At 60.4% G+C, this 16191-nt stretch carries 24 protein-coding genes and 2 tRNA genes; 24 read left to right on the top strand and 2 right to left on the bottom strand.

Annotated elements, in window-relative coordinates; genetic code table 11:
• Positions 1–22: 22 nt before the first annotated feature.
• The 22 genes from G489_RS0117350 (at position 23) to G489_RS22640 (ending at position 12480) form a co-directional block, all read left to right on the top strand.
• A complete protein-coding gene (locus tag G489_RS0117350; protein WP_029042580.1) occupies positions 23–217 on the top strand; it encodes a hypothetical protein in 195 nt (64 codons plus the stop codon).
• A complete protein-coding gene (locus G489_RS0117345; RefSeq protein ID WP_029042579.1) occupies positions 210–449 on the top strand; it encodes a hypothetical protein in 240 nt (79 codons plus the stop codon). The genes G489_RS0117350 and G489_RS0117345 overlap by 8 nt, the downstream gene beginning before the upstream one ends.
• The gene (locus tag G489_RS0117340) at positions 446–730 is read left to right on the top strand and encodes a hypothetical protein (protein ID WP_029042578.1); all 285 of its coding nucleotides are present in this window, start codon (positions 446–448) and stop codon (positions 728–730) included. Before G489_RS0117345 ends, G489_RS0117340 begins: the two co-directional genes overlap by 4 nt.
• Positions 727–978: a helix-turn-helix domain-containing protein gene (locus tag G489_RS0117335; RefSeq protein WP_029042577.1), complete on the top strand. Its 252-nt coding sequence runs from the start codon at positions 727–729 to the stop codon at positions 976–978. Before G489_RS0117340 ends, G489_RS0117335 begins: the two co-directional genes overlap by 4 nt.
• Positions 978–1547 (top strand): GntR family transcriptional regulator, encoded by a 570-nt coding sequence (locus G489_RS22530; protein WP_155889435.1) that lies wholly within the window; start codon positions 978–980, stop codon positions 1545–1547. The genes G489_RS0117335 and G489_RS22530 overlap by 1 nt, the downstream gene beginning before the upstream one ends.
• Positions 1534–1836 (top strand): DUF6074 family protein, encoded by a 303-nt coding sequence (locus G489_RS0117330; protein WP_029042576.1) that lies wholly within the window; start codon positions 1534–1536, stop codon positions 1834–1836. The genes G489_RS22530 and G489_RS0117330 overlap by 14 nt, the downstream gene beginning before the upstream one ends.
• A 3-nt stretch (positions 1837–1839) precedes the next feature.
• Entirely contained in the window at positions 1840–2061 is a 222-nt protein-coding gene (locus G489_RS21295; protein ID WP_035873265.1) for a hypothetical protein, read from the top strand.
• A 73-nt stretch (positions 2062–2134) separates the two neighbouring features.
• Positions 2135–3343 carry a phage portal protein gene (locus tag G489_RS0117320; protein ID WP_029042575.1) on the top strand — a complete coding sequence of 403 codons (1209 nt, stop codon included), beginning with the start codon at positions 2135–2137 and terminating at the stop codon, positions 3341–3343.
• A complete protein-coding gene (locus G489_RS0117315) occupies positions 3336–3719 on the top strand; it encodes a hypothetical protein (RefSeq protein ID WP_210162628.1) in 384 nt (127 codons plus the stop codon). Before G489_RS0117320 ends, G489_RS0117315 begins: the two co-directional genes overlap by 8 nt.
• Positions 3719–4225 carry an HK97 family phage prohead protease gene (locus tag G489_RS0117310; protein ID WP_029042573.1) on the top strand — a complete coding sequence of 169 codons (507 nt, stop codon included), beginning with the start codon at positions 3719–3721 and terminating at the stop codon, positions 4223–4225. Before G489_RS0117315 ends, G489_RS0117310 begins: the two co-directional genes overlap by 1 nt.
• A 3-nt stretch (positions 4226–4228) precedes the next feature.
• The gene (locus tag G489_RS0117305; protein ID WP_029042572.1) at positions 4229–5398 is read left to right on the top strand and encodes a phage major capsid protein; all 1170 of its coding nucleotides are present in this window, start codon (positions 4229–4231) and stop codon (positions 5396–5398) included.
• 3 nt (positions 5399–5401) lie between these two features.
• The gene (locus tag G489_RS0117300; protein WP_029042571.1) at positions 5402–5788 is read left to right on the top strand and encodes a hypothetical protein; all 387 of its coding nucleotides are present in this window, start codon (positions 5402–5404) and stop codon (positions 5786–5788) included.
• Complete coding sequence (locus G489_RS22345) at positions 5789–6142, top strand: HNH endonuclease signature motif containing protein (protein ID WP_029042570.1); 354 nt, start codon at positions 5789–5791, stop codon at positions 6140–6142. It abuts the gene before it with no gap.
• A 2-nt stretch (positions 6143–6144) separates the two neighbouring features.
• Complete coding sequence (locus tag G489_RS0117290; protein WP_029042569.1) at positions 6145–6627, top strand: phage tail tube protein; 483 nt, start codon at positions 6145–6147, stop codon at positions 6625–6627.
• A 111-nt stretch (positions 6628–6738) separates the two neighbouring features.
• Positions 6739–7053, top strand: coding sequence for a head-tail connector protein (locus tag G489_RS0117285; RefSeq protein ID WP_029042568.1), 315 nt, complete (start codon positions 6739–6741; stop codon positions 7051–7053).
• Positions 7046–7477 (top strand): HK97-gp10 family putative phage morphogenesis protein, encoded by a 432-nt coding sequence (locus G489_RS0117280; RefSeq protein ID WP_029042567.1) that lies wholly within the window; start codon positions 7046–7048, stop codon positions 7475–7477. The genes G489_RS0117285 and G489_RS0117280 overlap by 8 nt, the downstream gene beginning before the upstream one ends.
• Positions 7474–7884, top strand: a complete 411-nt coding sequence (locus G489_RS0117275; protein WP_029042566.1) for a DUF3168 domain-containing protein — start codon at positions 7474–7476, stop codon at positions 7882–7884. Before G489_RS0117280 ends, G489_RS0117275 begins: the two co-directional genes overlap by 4 nt.
• Entirely contained in the window at positions 7884–8201 is a 318-nt protein-coding gene (locus G489_RS0117270) for a phage head closure protein (RefSeq protein WP_029042565.1), read from the top strand. The genes G489_RS0117275 and G489_RS0117270 overlap by 1 nt, the downstream gene beginning before the upstream one ends.
• Positions 8198–8611 (top strand): phage terminase small subunit P27 family, encoded by a 414-nt coding sequence (locus G489_RS21290; protein WP_051332780.1) that lies wholly within the window; start codon positions 8198–8200, stop codon positions 8609–8611. The genes G489_RS0117270 and G489_RS21290 overlap by 4 nt, the downstream gene beginning before the upstream one ends.
• Complete coding sequence (locus tag G489_RS0117260; RefSeq protein WP_029042564.1) at positions 8583–10220, top strand: terminase large subunit; 1638 nt, start codon at positions 8583–8585, stop codon at positions 10218–10220. The genes G489_RS21290 and G489_RS0117260 overlap by 29 nt, the downstream gene beginning before the upstream one ends.
• 9 nt (positions 10221–10229) lie before the next feature.
• On the top strand, positions 10230–12110 hold the full coding sequence (locus G489_RS0117255; protein ID WP_029042563.1) for a phage tail tape measure protein: 1881 nt from the start codon (positions 10230–10232) through the stop codon (positions 12108–12110).
• 28 nt (positions 12111–12138) lie between these two features.
• Positions 12139–12480, top strand: a complete 342-nt coding sequence (locus tag G489_RS22640; protein ID WP_162142451.1) for a phage tail assembly chaperone — start codon at positions 12139–12141, stop codon at positions 12478–12480.
• Positions 12481–13722: 1242 nt separating this feature from the next.
• Here the strand turns inward: G489_RS22640 and G489_RS0117245 are convergent.
• Positions 13723–13797: transfer RNA gene (locus tag G489_RS0117245), tRNA-Val, on the bottom strand.
• Between the two features lie 48 nt (positions 13798–13845).
• A tRNA-Val gene (locus G489_RS0117240) sits at positions 13846–13920 on the bottom strand.
• A 277-nt stretch (positions 13921–14197) separates the two neighbouring features.
• Between G489_RS0117240 and G489_RS0117235 the strand changes: the two genes are divergently transcribed.
• Positions 14198–15094: a fatty acid desaturase family protein gene (locus tag G489_RS0117235; RefSeq protein WP_029042561.1), complete on the top strand. Its 897-nt coding sequence runs from the start codon at positions 14198–14200 to the stop codon at positions 15092–15094.
• The gene (locus G489_RS22090; RefSeq protein ID WP_051332779.1) at positions 15091–16053 is read left to right on the top strand and encodes an alpha/beta fold hydrolase; all 963 of its coding nucleotides are present in this window, start codon (positions 15091–15093) and stop codon (positions 16051–16053) included. The genes G489_RS0117235 and G489_RS22090 overlap by 4 nt, the downstream gene beginning before the upstream one ends.
• The last annotated feature ends 138 nt before the right edge of the window (positions 16054–16191 follow it).

The raw sequence follows: 16191 nt of genomic DNA, 5'->3' as shown, positions 1-16191 counted from the left end.
CGCCCTCAAGAGAATTCCTGCAATGGCGACACGTGTGTTGCGCCAAACCCGGGACCCCCAGGCCGGCCTTGAGGCATTGGCCGACGAAATCCGCGATGCGGTTCTAGCAATCGATCCAACGGTTACCCGTGTCGGTTTGCTCAAGGCGATCGGGGATGACGGCGAATTCCGCGTCACCGGCATTTTGCTCGAGCGTGAAGGGGGCAGGCATGAATGACGCCCTCGCTAAGCCCCGCCTGCGGCGCAAGGAAGTGCCCGCCTATCTGCTCGAGAAATACGGGGTGCAGGTTTCGGCCAGCACCCTTGCCAAGAAGGCAACGCTCGGCGGCGGGCCGGCCATCGAATATTTCGGCCGCATCCCGCTCTACTCCACCGACGCGCTCGATCAATGGGTCGCCGAGAACCTTGGCGGCCGCGTTCACTCAACTGCCGAAAGGAAACACGCATGAACGATCAGGACAACGCCATCGAATTCTTGGCCGCAGCAAGCCTTGTTGGCGTCACCTTCGCCGATGGCGCCTACTCCGAAATGCAGGCCGGCATGATCGACGAAGACAAAATCGACGACATCATAGCCGATCGTCTCGACCGGGTTCGTGACGAGGTGCAGGCGTTCGCCAAGCAATTCAGCATCGACGATCAGAAGTACCAGATCGGATTGGGGATGGCCTATACGGTGTTTCGGCGCCGCTGGGATATGTTCGACCCCGACACGGATGTCGCTGCATGATCCAGATACCGCATTCAAACCAAATCCGTGCCGGCCGGGCTTTGCTCGGCTGGTCGGTTCAAGACCTGGCCGAACGGGCCGGTGTGACCGTGGCGACCGTGAAGAAGGCGGAATCCTCACCCGGTGAAGCGGATGAGGTCCGCGCCGCCAAACTGGCGGCTATATGCGGCGCTCTGAATGCCAGCGGTGTGGTCTTCACCAAGGACTTGAGCCGGCTGGGTGTGGCCCTCGACCTCAGGGGGCGCTGATGGGCAAACGTGATTACCGGGCAAAGAAGGGGGGCAAACCGCCCCCTTTCGTCCAGATCAGGTTTTCGACCCTCAATCATCCTGCATGGCGCGATCTGACACCCGTTGCGCGCTCGCTCTACCTTGAAATCAAACTCCGGTACAACGGCACCAACAATGGGACGATCGGCTTGGGGTGCCGAGAGGCCGCAAAGGCCCTCGGCGTCGGCGTCAATACAGCAAGCCGGGCTTTTCAGGATCTTGATCAACACGGTTTCATCAAACGTTCGCAAGGCGGGTATTTCAGCAGCCTCGGAAGCAAGGCTTCGGAATGGCGGCTAACCGAACACCGGGATGACAAGACCGGTCACGCTGCCACCAGAGACTTCGAAAAATGGCGACCGGAAAAACAAGACGCCGTCCCATCTGAGAGACGGAGCGTCACTGATATGGGACACAGCGGTATAGGATTACCGCAAGAAACCGATTTGCGTCTCTCTGGCGGGACACAAACCACCAATCCCGCGTCCCATGAGAGTGACACATATACATCTAGCCATAGGCAGGGAGCAAAACATGGAAAAGGATGACCATCCGAACCTGTTCTCCTGGGCTGGTACTCGCGCCCCTTCGGGCGCCCGGGTCATTCCGTTCCCTCAGGATCGAAATGTCGGCAAGGCTCGCCACGTTGCGAGCTTGATCAGACGGAAGTCGAGCGACAAGGAACGGGAGTCCTATTGGCGCCAGGTCGTACAGCGGATGGCGAAGTCGATGACCAAAGCTGGTCTCAACGACGAGCAGGTTCAAACCCAACTCGTGGCCTTTCGAAACGCCGTCGAGCAGCAATTGAACAATGTCGGAACGCGAACCCAAGGCTGACCTATGAGCAAATCTCTCACACCGACCGCGTTCGATCGCATGGTCAATCAGTCCCCAAAAGATCGCGTGATCTGGACGCTCGGGGCCATCGCGCAGCGGATCGGCACCGGCCCGGATTTCGTTCGAACACTCGCCTGTCAGCCCGGTTCGCCCATCCATCGCGTGGGTGGTCGGTATTGTGTTCTCGAAAGCGATTTGATCGAGTTCCTGAGGCGCGGCCATTGAAAGCCCACGCCAAACCATGAAATCCGCCATTTGACCATTAAGCGTTTTGGACGCTTCGCCTCATCTTCGGGGCATGAAGATTTGGCCGTTCAATCGACAGCCTGCCGTCGAGGCAAAAGGCACCCTCACGGTGCCCGACGACTTGATTTACGAGGCTTTCGGTCTTCCGATTCCGACCGTGCCAGTCATTGTGACGCCGACAACGGCCATGCGGTGCACGCCCGTACGGCGGGCGGTCCAAGCGATAGCCGAGCCGATCGGCCAACTCCCCCTGCATGTCTATCGCCGCGACGGTGACAAGCGCGAACGGGACCGTGAGCATCCAGTTGCCAAGGTCCTGCGCGACCCCAATGAATGGACCAGCGCCGGCGAATTCCGCGAGCAGTTGCAGCGGGACTGCCTGCTTCATGGCAATGGCTATGCCCACATCAATCGGGTCGATGGCAAGGTCGCGGAGCTGATGCGACTGGATCCGGCCAACGTCCGTATCTTGGTCGACACCACCTCCTCCGAACCGACTTACGAATACCAGACAGGCGGTGGCAAGGCTCTCTATCCCTATCGGGACATCTTCCACATCAAGGCGCCCGGCACCGACGGCATAGCGGGCAAGTCCCCGACCTTGGACTGCAGGGATGCCATTCGTGTCGCAATGGTGATGGAGCGCCAGGCGTTCAAATTCTTTGAGAAGGCGAGCCGACCGAGCGGGGTGATCGAAACGCCTAAGCAGTTAGGTGATGAGGGTGTCAAAAAGATGCTCGCCGGCTGGAAAGTCGCGCAACAGGGCGCGGAGAATGCTGGCGGCACTCCGGTCCTGTGGGATGGCTCCAGGTTCGTCTCGCATACGTTCAACTCGGTGGACGCGCAGTTTCTCGAATTGCGCCGTTTCGCCATCGATGAGATCGCCCGCGTCTATGGCGTCCCCCCTCACCTGTTGTTCGAAATGGGTCGCGCCACATGGGGCAACGCGGCCGAACTCGGGGCCATGTTTGTCACCTTCGTTCTGGCGAAATGGCTCAAGCAATGGCAGGGCGAAATCCGCCTGAAGCTGTTCGCGCCGGAAGATCGCGATGCCTGGTATGCCGAGTTCCTTATCGACGATCTGGTGCGCACCGACATCGGGAAGCGCTTCACCGCCTACAGCCAGGCCAGGTCCGCCGAATGGATGAGCGCGAATGACATCCGCGCCAAAGAGAACCTGCCTCCGATCGAGGGCGGCAACGAATACCGCAATCCCAACACCAGCTCGCAGTCGCTCGGGGGATCCGATGGAAATGAATGACGTGATCGGCAACGCCGCCGATCAGGACAAGGGCCGCGAGATCGAGTTGGTGGATCCTTTCTCAGGTGAACCCACCGGCCTCAAGCTTTGGGTGGTTGGACCCGACAGCGACACCGCGCGCCGGGCGGCGCTCTCGCTTTCCGATGAGCTGATCGAGATGGCTGACATCGATGGCCGGGTCAGCGCCGATCATCGCGAGAAAGCCAGGCTGAGATGCCTGGCCAAACACGTTCTGCGCTGGGAAGTCAGTGAAGACGGCAAGCCGGTGGCTTTCACCGCAACCAATGTCCTGACCCTGTTGCGAGTGCCGTGGGTTCAGGAGCAGGTCGACGCGTTCGCCGGTGACCGCGCCAATTTTGCACCGGAGTCGTTCTGATGGATCGCGTCTTTGTCGAGACCAAGATCATCGCTGATGACAATGGTTCAATCAGTGGGCTTGCCTGGCCCTTTGGCGCACCTGACCGCATGGGCGACATGATCGACCCCGGCGCCTTCAAGGGAACCAAGACCCCCCTCCCCATCCTGTTCGGCCACGACCAGAACGATCCGATCGGAACATGGGAAAAGGCCGAAGAACGCAAAGACGGGCTGCATCTCGAGGGCCGGCTTCTGGTGGAAGATCTGACGAGGGCCCGTGAAGTCCGCGCATTGGTCCGCGCCGGCGCAGTAAGCGGGATGTCGATCGGTTTCCGGACTCTGAGATCGGTCACCCGGTCCGGCGGGGGGCGCACCATCAAACAGCTCGAATTGCTCGAGGCAAGCCTGGTCACCATTCCGATGCACCCGGGCGCGCGGATCACTTCCGCAAAATCCGCAGTCGATGCGCTTCGGCTTTCGACCGCGATCAACCGCGCCAACCAGGCGCTCAAGCTCAAGAGGTAGACAGTGACACACGTCTCTCAGGGCGCTTTTGCGAGCGCCATCGAACTCAAGGAAGGTGATGGTGATGATCCGATCGAAACCGTCACCAAGAGCCTCGAGGATCTGACTTCCACGGTCGACGAACGGATCAAGGCGATCGAGGAGAAGGCCGACACTTCGAAGCTCACCGAGCGCCTGGACGCGCTCGAGAAGAAGGCCAACCGACCGGCACCATCGAAGTCCGATGAGGATGTCGACGAGGCAGCGGAGACCGAAAAGAAGTCATTCGGCCTGTATCTCCGGCTCGGGGATCGCACCCCGCTCGAAGAACTGAAAGCGCTCACGGTGTCTGATGACACCCAGGGCGGCTATCTGGCACCGGCAGAAATGTCGACCGAGTTCATTCGCGAATTGGTCGAATTCTCGCCGATCCGGTCTCTGGCCAGCGTGCGCAGCATCAGCGGCCCCTCGGTCAAGTATCCGAAGCGCACCGGCATCACGAATGCGCAGTGGGAAGGCGAAGGCGAAGACAGCGAAGAATCCACCGTGACGCTTGGTCAGACCGAGGTCACGGCCCGCAAGCTGATGACCTATGTCGACATCAGCAACGAACTTCTGACCGACAGCGGCGGCACCGCGCAGGCCGAGGTCAATCTGGCCCTGGCCGAAGACTATGGCCAGAAGGAAGCAACAGCGTTCGTGAGCGGCGATGGCGTCAAAGAGCCCGAAGGCCTTCTGACCAATCCCGATGTCGAATACACTGCCAATGGGCACGCCACCAACCTCGACACCGACAAGCTGATCGACTGCATGTATGCGCTGCCGTCAGCCTACCGGAATGCCGGCACCTGGCTGATGAACGGCACCACGCTGGCGGCAATCCGCAAGCTGAAAAACACCACCACGGGCGAATACATCTGGCAGCCGTCAATCGCGGTCGGCCAGCCCGAAACCATTCTCGGGCGCCCGGTGGTCGAAGCGGTCGATATGCCCGACATCGAGGATGACGCGTACCCGATCATGTTCGGTGACTTCGGGCGGGCGTACCGCATCATTGATCGCCTCGCCATGAGCGTTTTGGTCAATCCCTACCTGCTGGCGACCAAAGGGCTGACCCGCATCCATGCCACCCGCCGCGTAGGCGGCCGGGTGATCCAGCCTTCCGCAATCCGCAAGTTTCGAATGGAGGATTAAGCCATGCGAGATCTGGCACACAATATTGGAGCCGTGGCGGCCGTCGTCCCCCAGGTGCTCAGCGCAACCGACACTTCTGCAGCAATCGACCTGTTGGGCTTCGAGTCCGCGGCATTGGTGATCAACACCGGCGCCATTGCAGGAAGCGGCAACTTTACCGCCAAGCTGCAGGAATCCGACACCGGCGAAACCGACGAATTCGACGATGTTGCCGCCGCTGACCTGATCGGCACGCTGCCGACAGCTTTGGCTGCCAGCACGGTCTACAAGCAGGGGTATATCGGCACGAAACGGTATCTCCGGACGGTGATCACGAAGAACAGCGGCACCTCGATCGCCGCCGGCGCCGTGATCGTCAAGGGCCATCCTCACGATGCGCCGGTGAGCTAAATGCCGGTCCGCGCTCCCCAGGTCTGTGGGCACTGCAACCAGGTCCACACGTCGCGGCAGAAGTGCCCAACGGCTCAGGCACTCGATAGGGCCCGAAAGGCCCGCTTCGATGCCAGGCGACCGGGGGCGCGGCAACGCGGCTACAACGCAGAGTGGGATAAGGCCCGGGGAGAATTCCTCACGGTCTATCCCACCTGCCGGCGGTGCGGATCGCCCGCATCAGTCGTCGACCACATCAAACCCCACAAAGGCAACCAGGCGCTGTTCTGGAACCGCAGCAACTGGCAGTCCCTTTGTGTCCACTGTCATTCCAGCGCCAAGCAATCCGAGGAACGGCGCCAACCGAGGAACTGATCATGTCCAACCTGTTCGCGACCGGAGGGTCGAAACTCTACATCGGTGGCGCCTTGGCCTACTCAGGCACCGACCTCAGCTCATCTGATTTCTCTGGTGAGAGCTGGACCCAGATCAAAGGGGTCACAAACCTGGGAAGTGCAGGCGACAATGCCGAACTGATCACAAGCGCCCATATCGGATCGAACCGGGTGCGGAAGATCAAAGGCACGCGCAACGCCGGCAGCATGCAGATCATGGCAGATCTGGACTATGCCGACGCCGGCCAGCTCGCACTGATCGCGGCAGAGAAGGCGCGCGACTCCTATGCCTTCAAGATCGAGTTCAACGACGCCCCGTCAGGCGGCACGCCTTCCGAACGCCTGTTCGTTGCGTATGTGATGAGCGCGGTCGATGAGATGGGCGAAGCCAACAACGCAACGCAACTCAGTGCCACCCTCGAGATCGACAGCAACATAGTGCGGGTCGCCGCTGCTGGCGCCTAACACCGGGGGCTGGTCCTGAACTTTCCGGGCGATTTGGGGACCGGCGCGGGGACCCAAACGCGAAAAAAATCGGAAATGGTCAAGTTTTGAACAGCAGCAGGAAATTGCTCGATGGCACTGACCACTGACGATCTCAAGAACCAGATCAACATGGGCGCCGGCGGCGGTGACGCCATCGACACTGCCGTGTTGCCCAAAGTCCTGGAAGCCGCAACCAAGCACGTCGAGAAGGTCATCGGGTACACCCTCGACGACACCGACAAGCTGCCGGATGGGGCACCCGGTGACCTTGAGCACGCAATCCTGATGATCGCCGCCCATTGGTACGAGGAGCGGGAGACAGTCTTGGTAGGTGTGAGCGGACAGGAGATCCCATTCGGGGCAAGTCAGATCCTCGGCGAATATCGGGAATACACCTATGGCTAAGGATGGCGGCATCAGCCGGCTGCAGAAGCGCTTTGCCGCGCTGCCCCGGGCCGTGCGTGAGGGCGTGCGTCCGGCGCTGCTCAAGTCGGGCAATGAGATGGCAGACACCATGCGTCAGATTGCGCCTGACGATCCCGCCACCGATGCGCCCGATCTGAAATCATCGATAGAGGTCACGGGGCCCGGCGAGCAAACCCCGGCTTATTCGCAGCCCGGCGGATCGCTGACCGTTCCTGAGTTTGGCGTTGCGGTGACGGTTGGCAACGCCGATGTCCGGTATCCTCACCTGGTCGAGTACGGCACCACCAAGGCGCCAGCGCAACCGTTCTTCTGGCCGACAGTCCGCCTTCTGCGCAAGCGGGTCACCAACCGCATGAAACGCGCCGTAGGCAAGGCGGTTCGAGACAACTGGGGGAGTTCGTGAGCGCATCCCTGGCCATGCAAAAAGCTCTTCGCGATCGCTTCGTCGCCACCGTCACGGTGACCGATCTGGTTCCGGCCACCTCGATCCTTGATCGCAATTCACGTCCAAATCCCGATCCATCGATCATCATTGGCGAGGATCAGGAGGTCGACGAGCAGCGCCTCGCGCGCAATGTGGTGCGGGTCTATTCCACCATCCACATCTGGAAAAAGGAAACCGGGCTCACTGGCGTGAAGGCCATCGCCGCCGCCATCCGAGCGGCGGTCCATAGTTCCAGACCTGACCCGGGGACAGGTTTCCAACTCGGTGACTGCTACGTCTCTGGCACGCGGTATTTGCGCGACCCTGATGGCGAAACCGCGCATGGCGTGGTGACGATCGAGTCCATGGTTTCGGAGGCGTTGTGATGAGAGCGGGCAAACTCGATCGGTCCATCACCATTCAGGAAAGCGCCACCGCCGTCGATGGATATGGCGTCCCAAGCGCGTCATGGTCCGATATCGCTACCGTTCGCGCTCAGATGGTCGAGAGCACGGTTGAGGAATATCAGCGAGCCTACGGCGAAGGCAGCAATACGGCTGTGATCTTCCGCATCCGCCACATCGACGACATCAGCGTGGATCAGCGCGTGCTCTACGACGGCAAGTCCTTCAACATCCGCGACATCAAAGAACTTGGCCGCCACAAGGGCTATGAGCTGCGGTGTGAGGAAGTGCGATCATGAAGGGCGCAAAGGCTCACCTGAAGGCCATAGATGGCGGGCTCAAGGGCGTTCCGAAAGTGCCCGACACCATTCCCGACGATATGGTCGACGAGTGGCAGGCCGTAACCTCCGAGATGGTCGAACGCAAGATCCTCACCACCACTGGGCTCGGCATTGTCGAAACATACATTCTCGCCCGCTGGACGGTGCGAGAGTGCCAGAAGGCGCTGGCTGAACACGGGCCACTGACCAAGACCGCGCACGGAATGCTCAAGCCGAACCCGGCTGCAGCCATCCTCAACAAATCCACCGAGGCCGTTGCCCGCCTCGGTGCTGAGCTCGGGCTCACCCCGGCAGCACGGTCGAAGCAAGGTTTCCAGCCGAAGGGAGGCAAGGCAAGCAATGGCGCGCCAGCAGACCTCCAGATTTAAGGCGACCCGACCCGAGTGGGTTTTCGACGATAGCGAGATCGACGATCCGTTTGGCCATGGTGAAAGGGCGGTGGAGTTCCTTCGCTGCCTCAAGCACCCCAAGAGCGACAGCGGCGATTTTGAACTCCCGCGGTTCTGGGAGCGAATTGTGCGCCGCATCTATGGGCCATGCTTCCCCGATGGGCGGCGGCAGGTCCGCACCGTGTTCATCCTACTGCCACGCGGCGCCCGCAAGACCACCGTTGGCGCCGGTCTGGCTCTTCTCCACACCGTGGGTTACCAGCGCGTCCCGCGCGGTCAGGCAATGGTGGCAGCATCCGCTGAGGAGGATGCGGTGATCGCCTATGAGGAGGCGGTGGGTATCATCGGCGCCACCGAATGGCTCGACGGCAAGATGAAGCTCAACGAGAGCACATTCATTCTCGAGCACTCACTCTCCGGCGCGAAGTTTCGAGCCCTGGCATCGGGTGGCAAGGGCAAGCTGGGCAAGACCCCGCAATTCGTCCTGGCCGACGAGGTGATCGCATGGGAAGGCGAAAAGAGCCGCAAGACCTGGTCGGCGCTCCGCACTGGCCTCAACAAGGCACCCGGTTCACTTCTCGTCGTCATCACCCAGGCCGGCAGGGGCCAAGAGAACCTGGCGTTCGATCTGCTCAAGTACGCCCGCAAGGTCCAGGCCGGTGAGATCGAAGATCCCGGGTTTCTACCCGTGCTGTTCGAAACCGAGCATGATGCCGATTGGGAGGATGAGGCGTTGTGGCACTACGTCAATCCTGGCCTTGCCGATGGGTATCCCGACATTGAGGGCCTGCGCCAGATGGCCCGGGAATCGAAAGAACGCCCTGCCGATCGGGATGACTTCCGGCAGTATCACCTCAACACATGGCTCGATTACAGCGCCTCGCCCTTTGTGGAGATGCCGATCTACGACGAGGGCGCCCACCCGGTAGACCTTGAGGAAAAGGACATCACCCAGGAGCCGTGTTGGCTTGCAGTTGATCTGTCTTCCAATCGAGACCTGACAGCCATCGTAGCGTGCTGGGGAGACCGAGAGGGGGGCTATGAGGTCCACCCGTGGTTCTTCTGTCCCGAGGACAACATCGTCCACCGATCTGACCGGGAAAAGGCAACCTATCCCCTATGGGCAGAGCAAGGGCTCATCATCCCCACCCCCGGCAACGTGGTCGATTTTCAGGCCGTTGAGGACAAGGTCCGAGAACTGTGCGCCACGTACCGCGTGATGGAGATCGCATTCGATCCGCACATGGCCCGCAACACGATCAATAATCTGACCGAAGACGGCTTTCCCGTGGTGGAGATGCGTCAGGGCTGGATAACCATGGCACCAGCCGTGAAAGAACTGGAGCGGGCCATAGTGGCCCGGCGCATCAAGCACGGCGGGCATCCCATCCTGCGATGGCATTTTGAGAACATCGCAGTCGAGCGGGACAAAGCCGACAACATGAGCTTTCACAAAGGCAAGTCCACCGATCGGATCGACGGCGCCGTTGCCACCGCAATGGCTGTGGCGCGGTGCAGCGAGGGCCAGACCGGTCTCAGCTCGTATGACACGTTCAACGGAGACATCGAGCAACTCGCGCTCGCATAGGAGAACCTCATGCCGCAAGGTGATGCAGAAAGACTGGTTGTCCAGCTCGAAGCCAGGATCAGGGATTTCGAGCGGAACATGGCCAAGGCCAGCGGGACCGCCACAAGGCAATACGGCCAGATAGAGCGCCGCTCGCGCTCCACCACTCGGCGTATGGAAACCGACATGATCCGATCGACCGGCCGGATCAATCGGGCACTGGCCAGCACGTCGAGCAAGATCGGCATGTTCGCCAAGAGTGTGTTGCCCGTGGCAGCGGTGGCCAGTCCGTTTATCGCTGTGGCAAGCGCGATAAATGGCGCCAAATCAGCGATGGTCGAGTTCGATCGGATCGGCAAGACCGCGAAAGCGGCCGGCCTCAATGCGGAGTTCTTCCAGGAACTGGCCTACTCGGCAGAGCTGGGGGGCGTCAGCTTCGAACAGCTCAGCTCCGCGCTCGAGGCGTTCAACAGAAACGCCGGCCGGGCCGCGGCGAACAAGGGCGAACTCGTCGAGAACCTCAAAGTCCTGCATCCGGAGCTTCTGAAAAACATTCAAGCGGCGCGCAGCCAGGAGGAGCGGATCAAGCTCGTCGCGGACGCTTTGAGAGAAGAATCGGACGCGAGCCGCAGGGCAGCGATCGCGGCGGCCGCATTTGGACGTGCCGGCGTGAAGATGGTGGAAGTATTGAAAGGCGGGGCCGATGAGCTTGCCAGAACCGCCCAAAAGGCACGCGAACTAGGCATCGTGGTCGACAACGAACTGATCGCGAGGGCTGAGGATCTGAACGACGAGTTCACCACCGCAACCAAGGTGATGGACATCCAATTCAAACAGACCCTTATCGATCTGGCGCCCATCCTGATCGAGTCGGCGAAATGGGCTGGAAATCTGGCTCGGGCCATTCGGGATATCTCCGATGCCATGCAAAGCCTGGAGGGTCCCGGCGCCGGTCGGGGTGGCAACCAGTCGCTATATGAGCACCTTCGCGCCACCGATCCGAAGGCATGGAACCAGTTGAGGTCTGACATTCAAGGTGCGTTTTATGACGTGCCCCGCACCGATTTCTATGAGGGCTTCAACTTTGGACCCGACGGCAACATCCTGGTCGATCGGGGCGGTTCGAGCGGTGGCAGTGGAGGCGGATCGTCAGGCAGCCGCAACGATGCCGCCGCCAAGGCGATCAAGGAAGCCGAAGCAGTCCAGCAACTGATCGATGGTCTGGAATTCGAGCTTTCCTTGATTGGAAGAACCGACACCGAAAAGCGGGTGATGAACGAACTGCGCGCCGCTGGCGCGGCGGCGACCGACAAAGAGCGCGAGCAGATTGTTGAACTGGTTCAGGCCATCAAGCTCGAGAATACCGAAATCGAGCGGATGAAGGATCTAATGCAGGAGGCTGAGGGGATGGCCCAGAGCTTCGCGTCATCACTTGTCGATGACCTGCTATCAGGCGCAACAGCCACCGAAGCGCTGAGCAATGCCTTTCGCAACCTAGCCAGCCAACTCCTGAAAATGGCCACCAATCAACTCATCAGCTCAATGTTTGACAGCTTTGGACTCCCTGGGGCTGGCCAATCCGGATTCACGTTCGGCGGCGCCCGGGCGGAAGGCGGACCCGTCTCATCGGGTCGAGCCTATCTCGTTGGCGAGAGGGGGCCGGAACTGTTCATGCCGCGCCAGTCGGGTGCCATCGTTCCCAATCAGTCCCTTGCGGCCAGCTCCAACACCGGCGGTCAGATCACCGTTTCGGTGTCGACTGAGGTACGGAACGGCAACCTCGTGCCGACCATTGCCAAGGTCTCTGGCGAAGTCGCCGGCAAACAGATCAAGCAGCAGGTCCCGGCCATGATCCGAAGGGGCTCCGGCCCCGCCGTGCTGGCCGCGCAGCGCAATCGCGAGGTCCGATAGCACCGGACAGACCAACAACGAGGAAATGATGAACCGGGACACGTTTCTGAAATCGATGGCAGGGGAAGTAGAGCGCTGCCTTAGAACATCGCAAGCACCGCATATGATGCCCGGATCTGCACTCTATTGGGAAGTGTTTGCCGGCCTGAACCTTGTCCGTGTTTTTGATCAGTCCGGCCCGCGGCCGATATCATATAGCGACGTTCATTCGTATTTGAGCCTTCATCGCCTGCCGCTTGGTCCGGCGCACATCGAGGTGATTTTCGTGATGGACCGAGCCTTCAGGGAACACTTCGCGTCGAGGCAGCAAAAGCCGAACATCGGACTTCATGCCATGACCCCTGCAATTTTCGACGCGGTGTTCTCATGAGTTTGCGAGGCAAAGTAAACAATCCCCTTTATCGGAATGGGCTGTTTTCCGGATATACCGAATACCGGTACGGCGATCGAAATTCCAGGGTCTACGATCCTCGAAAGCGCAAGGGTCGGCGCATCGTTTCGCCTCAGAAAAAGCGCGACGAGTTGGTTCGGCGAATCGCCATCCTTCTCGACGACTGGAAGTCTTCTCCCTTCGAACATGAAGCGCAGTGTCGCTATGGGCTCCGGATTGCGTTCTGCCGGCGTGGGCATGACTGGCATCGATCCGATCAGGAAGCGGAGATGCTTGTCCTTCAGGCGCTGGACAAGAACGGCGCCCAAAGGCCAGACTGGATGGAAGGGCAGCCGGAATTCACCTACTCGCGTGATCGATGTGCGTACTGCGGCGGCCCTATGGATATGGACGATGCAACCCCGGGCCAACGATATTGCAGCCCGGAGTGCGCGCGCTCGGCTTTGGAGCGTCGATTTGCAGGAGCGCAGGTCGGATACAACATCGTTCGACGCTCAGCCTATCGGCTCGTCTCCAAATCGAACGCCACGCCTCGACCGTGCGCACATTGCGGCAAGGACTTCAGAAGCGACGAGCCTCACGTTCGACATTGCTCCATCGTCTGCGCAAACCGGAATCGTGAAGCGAAGCAGTTGCAACGCAAGCAGTGTCCGAACTGCGGTCATGACTTTCAGCCGCGAAGGGAGACGCAACAGTGTTGCTCGTTGTCGTGTTCGTCCAGCTACATGCACAAGCAAGCACGGGAAGCAGCGAGCGAACGCGCATGCGCTGTGTGCAACACATCCTTCAAACCATCGTCTGCATCGCGGCGCTATTGCAGCAGGAGCTGCGCTCGAAGGGTAAGCAATCTGGTGCAAAGACTGCGAAAGGGCAATGCCCAACTGAACCCCTGGGCATTCGACTACATGTTCTCACAGGCGGCCTAGATTTGTGCCACATGTGGCACATTTTCTCGCGTGCGGACTGCCATCCTGATTAAAACCTGAGTGAGCCTCAGGTTAAGTCGTTGTTTCTTATGGGTCGGAAATTCGACCGGCGAAAGTCGATGAATGTGCAGCACGCTGCACAAATCGATTTGTGTACCATGGTTCACATTCTGGCTCGGGTTTGTGCAACACGTTGCACATTTCGAGGCACTGAACCCTGCCGAAAATTTGGTGACCATATGGTGACTCTCCGAGGGTACGCGGACGCCATATCGAGCTAAGTCATTGAAAAGAATGGTGGGTGTGACAGGGATTGAACCTGTGACCCCTGCCGTGTGAAGGCAGTGCTCTCCCGCTGAGCTACACACCCGCTAGCCGCCGAATTTCGGGGCGGTGAGGCACGCAAACCGGATGGAGATGGTGGGCGTGACTGGGATTGAACCAGTGACCCCTACGATGTCAACGTAGTGCTCTCCCGCTGAGCTACACGCCCAACTCCATCGGCCATCGACGGGCGGTGCCGCCGTTGCGCGCGCCGATAGACCACAAAAGCCCCATGAAGGTCAATAGGGCGATTGCGGCCTTTGCCAAGCCGTGCGAGAAAACGCGCCAGCCGGGCCGCAGACAGGGCGGAACACCGGTGCGGCGCCGCGACAACTGGACAGGCGGGCAGCCATTTTGACATATTGCCTTTCTTGGGCCGCAAGGCCCTTCTAGAAGGGCGCAATGCCGGGTCCATGGCCCGGATGACGGCATCACTGGAGCAAATGATGCAGCAGCGACAATATGCGGGCGTCGCCATGGCGATCATGAAAGAGCGGCTCGGCCGGCTGGTCTGGCCGACCATCATTGCGTCTGCAGTTCTGATTATCCTGCAGATTGCCTCCGTTATTGGCGTGCTCACCGGCGCGATCCCGCTCTGGCTCGGCTTCATCGGCGCACTGATCGCCATCCATGCCAGCTTCACCATCATTCACGAGGCGAGCCACAAGGCGCTGTCGGGCGGCAAGAAAGGGTTCGGCTGGATCGACACCATTGCCGGCTACATTCACGCCCTGATGCTGACCTACGATTTCCCGACCTTCAAATATCTGCATCTGCGCCACCACCAGTTCACCAATGACCCCACGGCCGACCCCGATTACTGGCTGCAGCGCTATCCCATGCCGCTCGTGGTCATCCTGTCGCTGGCCGTGCCGCTGCATTATCTCAAGCTCTATATCGAATGCGCCCGCAAGGGCCTGCTTACCCGGCGTGACCAGCTCTTCACCGGCATGCGCATCGTGTTCCAGGCCGGGCTCATCATCGCCCTGCTGATCATCGCGCCATGGGAAACCTTCTTCCTTTGGGTTCTGCCCTCGGCGCTGGCCTCGTCGATGATTTCGCTGTCCCACGGCATGCTGCACATGCCCGAGGTGACAGAAGACCGGAAAAAGACGGTCCGCATGATTGTCGGCGACGGCTTTTGGGAATGGATCATCTGCCCGTTCTTCTGGCTGAATAACCACCACTACCTGCACCATGAATTCCCCCGCGCCTCCTGCCTGAGCCATCCCAAGATGTACAAGGCCACGCGCGAACAGCTTGCCGCCGAGGGCGTCGAGGTCATCACGATCGGCAAGCCGCTGTTGAGCAAGCCGCCGGCAAAACCCGGAAGCGCCGCATGAACCAGTCCGCATCTCACACCGCTGCCCACAGCGCACCGATGACCGCCGCGACCGCGGACGAGGCGGTGGATCGTCTGCCTTCCGGCTCGGTGTTCCGCTCCCTGGCGGGCCGGCAGGAATATGTCGAGTTCTACAATGGCGTCCTCTCCCGGCTGGCCATGCCGCTCTCGTCCAAGTCGGTGAGCACCAGTTTCGGCAAGACCCATATCAATTTCGGCGGCAAACCCGATGGCAAGCCGGTTCTGGTCTTGCCCGGCATGTCGATCTCGAGCCCGCTCATGCTCGAGTTCTTCGACTACATGGCCGAAGATCACCTGATGATCGCCCCGGACCTCATCGGCCAGCCCGGCCTGTCCGAGGACCGCAAGTTTTCGCCCGATGACCACAATTACGGACGCTGGCTCGCCGAGGTGATGGATGCACTCGGCATCGGCCGCATCGACATGCTGGGGTCGAGCTTTGGCGGCTCGATCGCCCTCGACCTCGCCACATTCGCCCCCGAACGCGTCGGCAAGCTGGGTCTGGTTGTGACCGCAGGCCTCACCCCCAATATCCCGAAGGCGCGCATCTTCGGCGCGCTGTTCTTCACCTGGATGGCCTACCGCTATCTGCCGATCCCCGGCGCCAAGAAGATACTGCCTTCCCTCGCCCGGCCACTGGCCCGCGTCTGGCCGCAGAACAATCTCGACTATCTCGACGTGGTGATCCGTCAGACTGCGTTCTGGCGCCACCGCCCGGCCGGTCCCTTTGTCGATACCGATTTCAAATCGAGCCTCGAGCCGGTGTTCATCACCTTCTCGCGGCACGACATCATGTTTCCTTACAAGCAGACCTATCCGCTTGCTCAAAGGGTGCTGCCGATCGCCGAGGAAATCACCCTCGAAGACAGCGCCCATATGCCGAGCCCCTACGAAATGGAGCCCGTGCACAAGGCGATCCGCCGCTACTTCGCGGGCTGATCCGACCCTTTTCAATAACTCTTCAACCCGATTGATCGCCCTCGCCCTGCCTGGTTCGAGGTGAGGGTAGCAGACCCTTCGAGCATAGCTCTAAGGGTGTTCGTTGCTTCAGAAGGTCCAACGGACCTTCTGTTCGGG

The organism is Cucumibacter marinus DSM 18995 (assembly GCF_000429865.1).
Classification (GTDB): Bacteria; Pseudomonadota; Alphaproteobacteria; order Rhizobiales; family Devosiaceae; genus Cucumibacter; species Cucumibacter marinus.
Note: the sequence above shows the minus strand (reverse complement) of the source record. Positions and strands in the feature narration are given on the sequence as shown.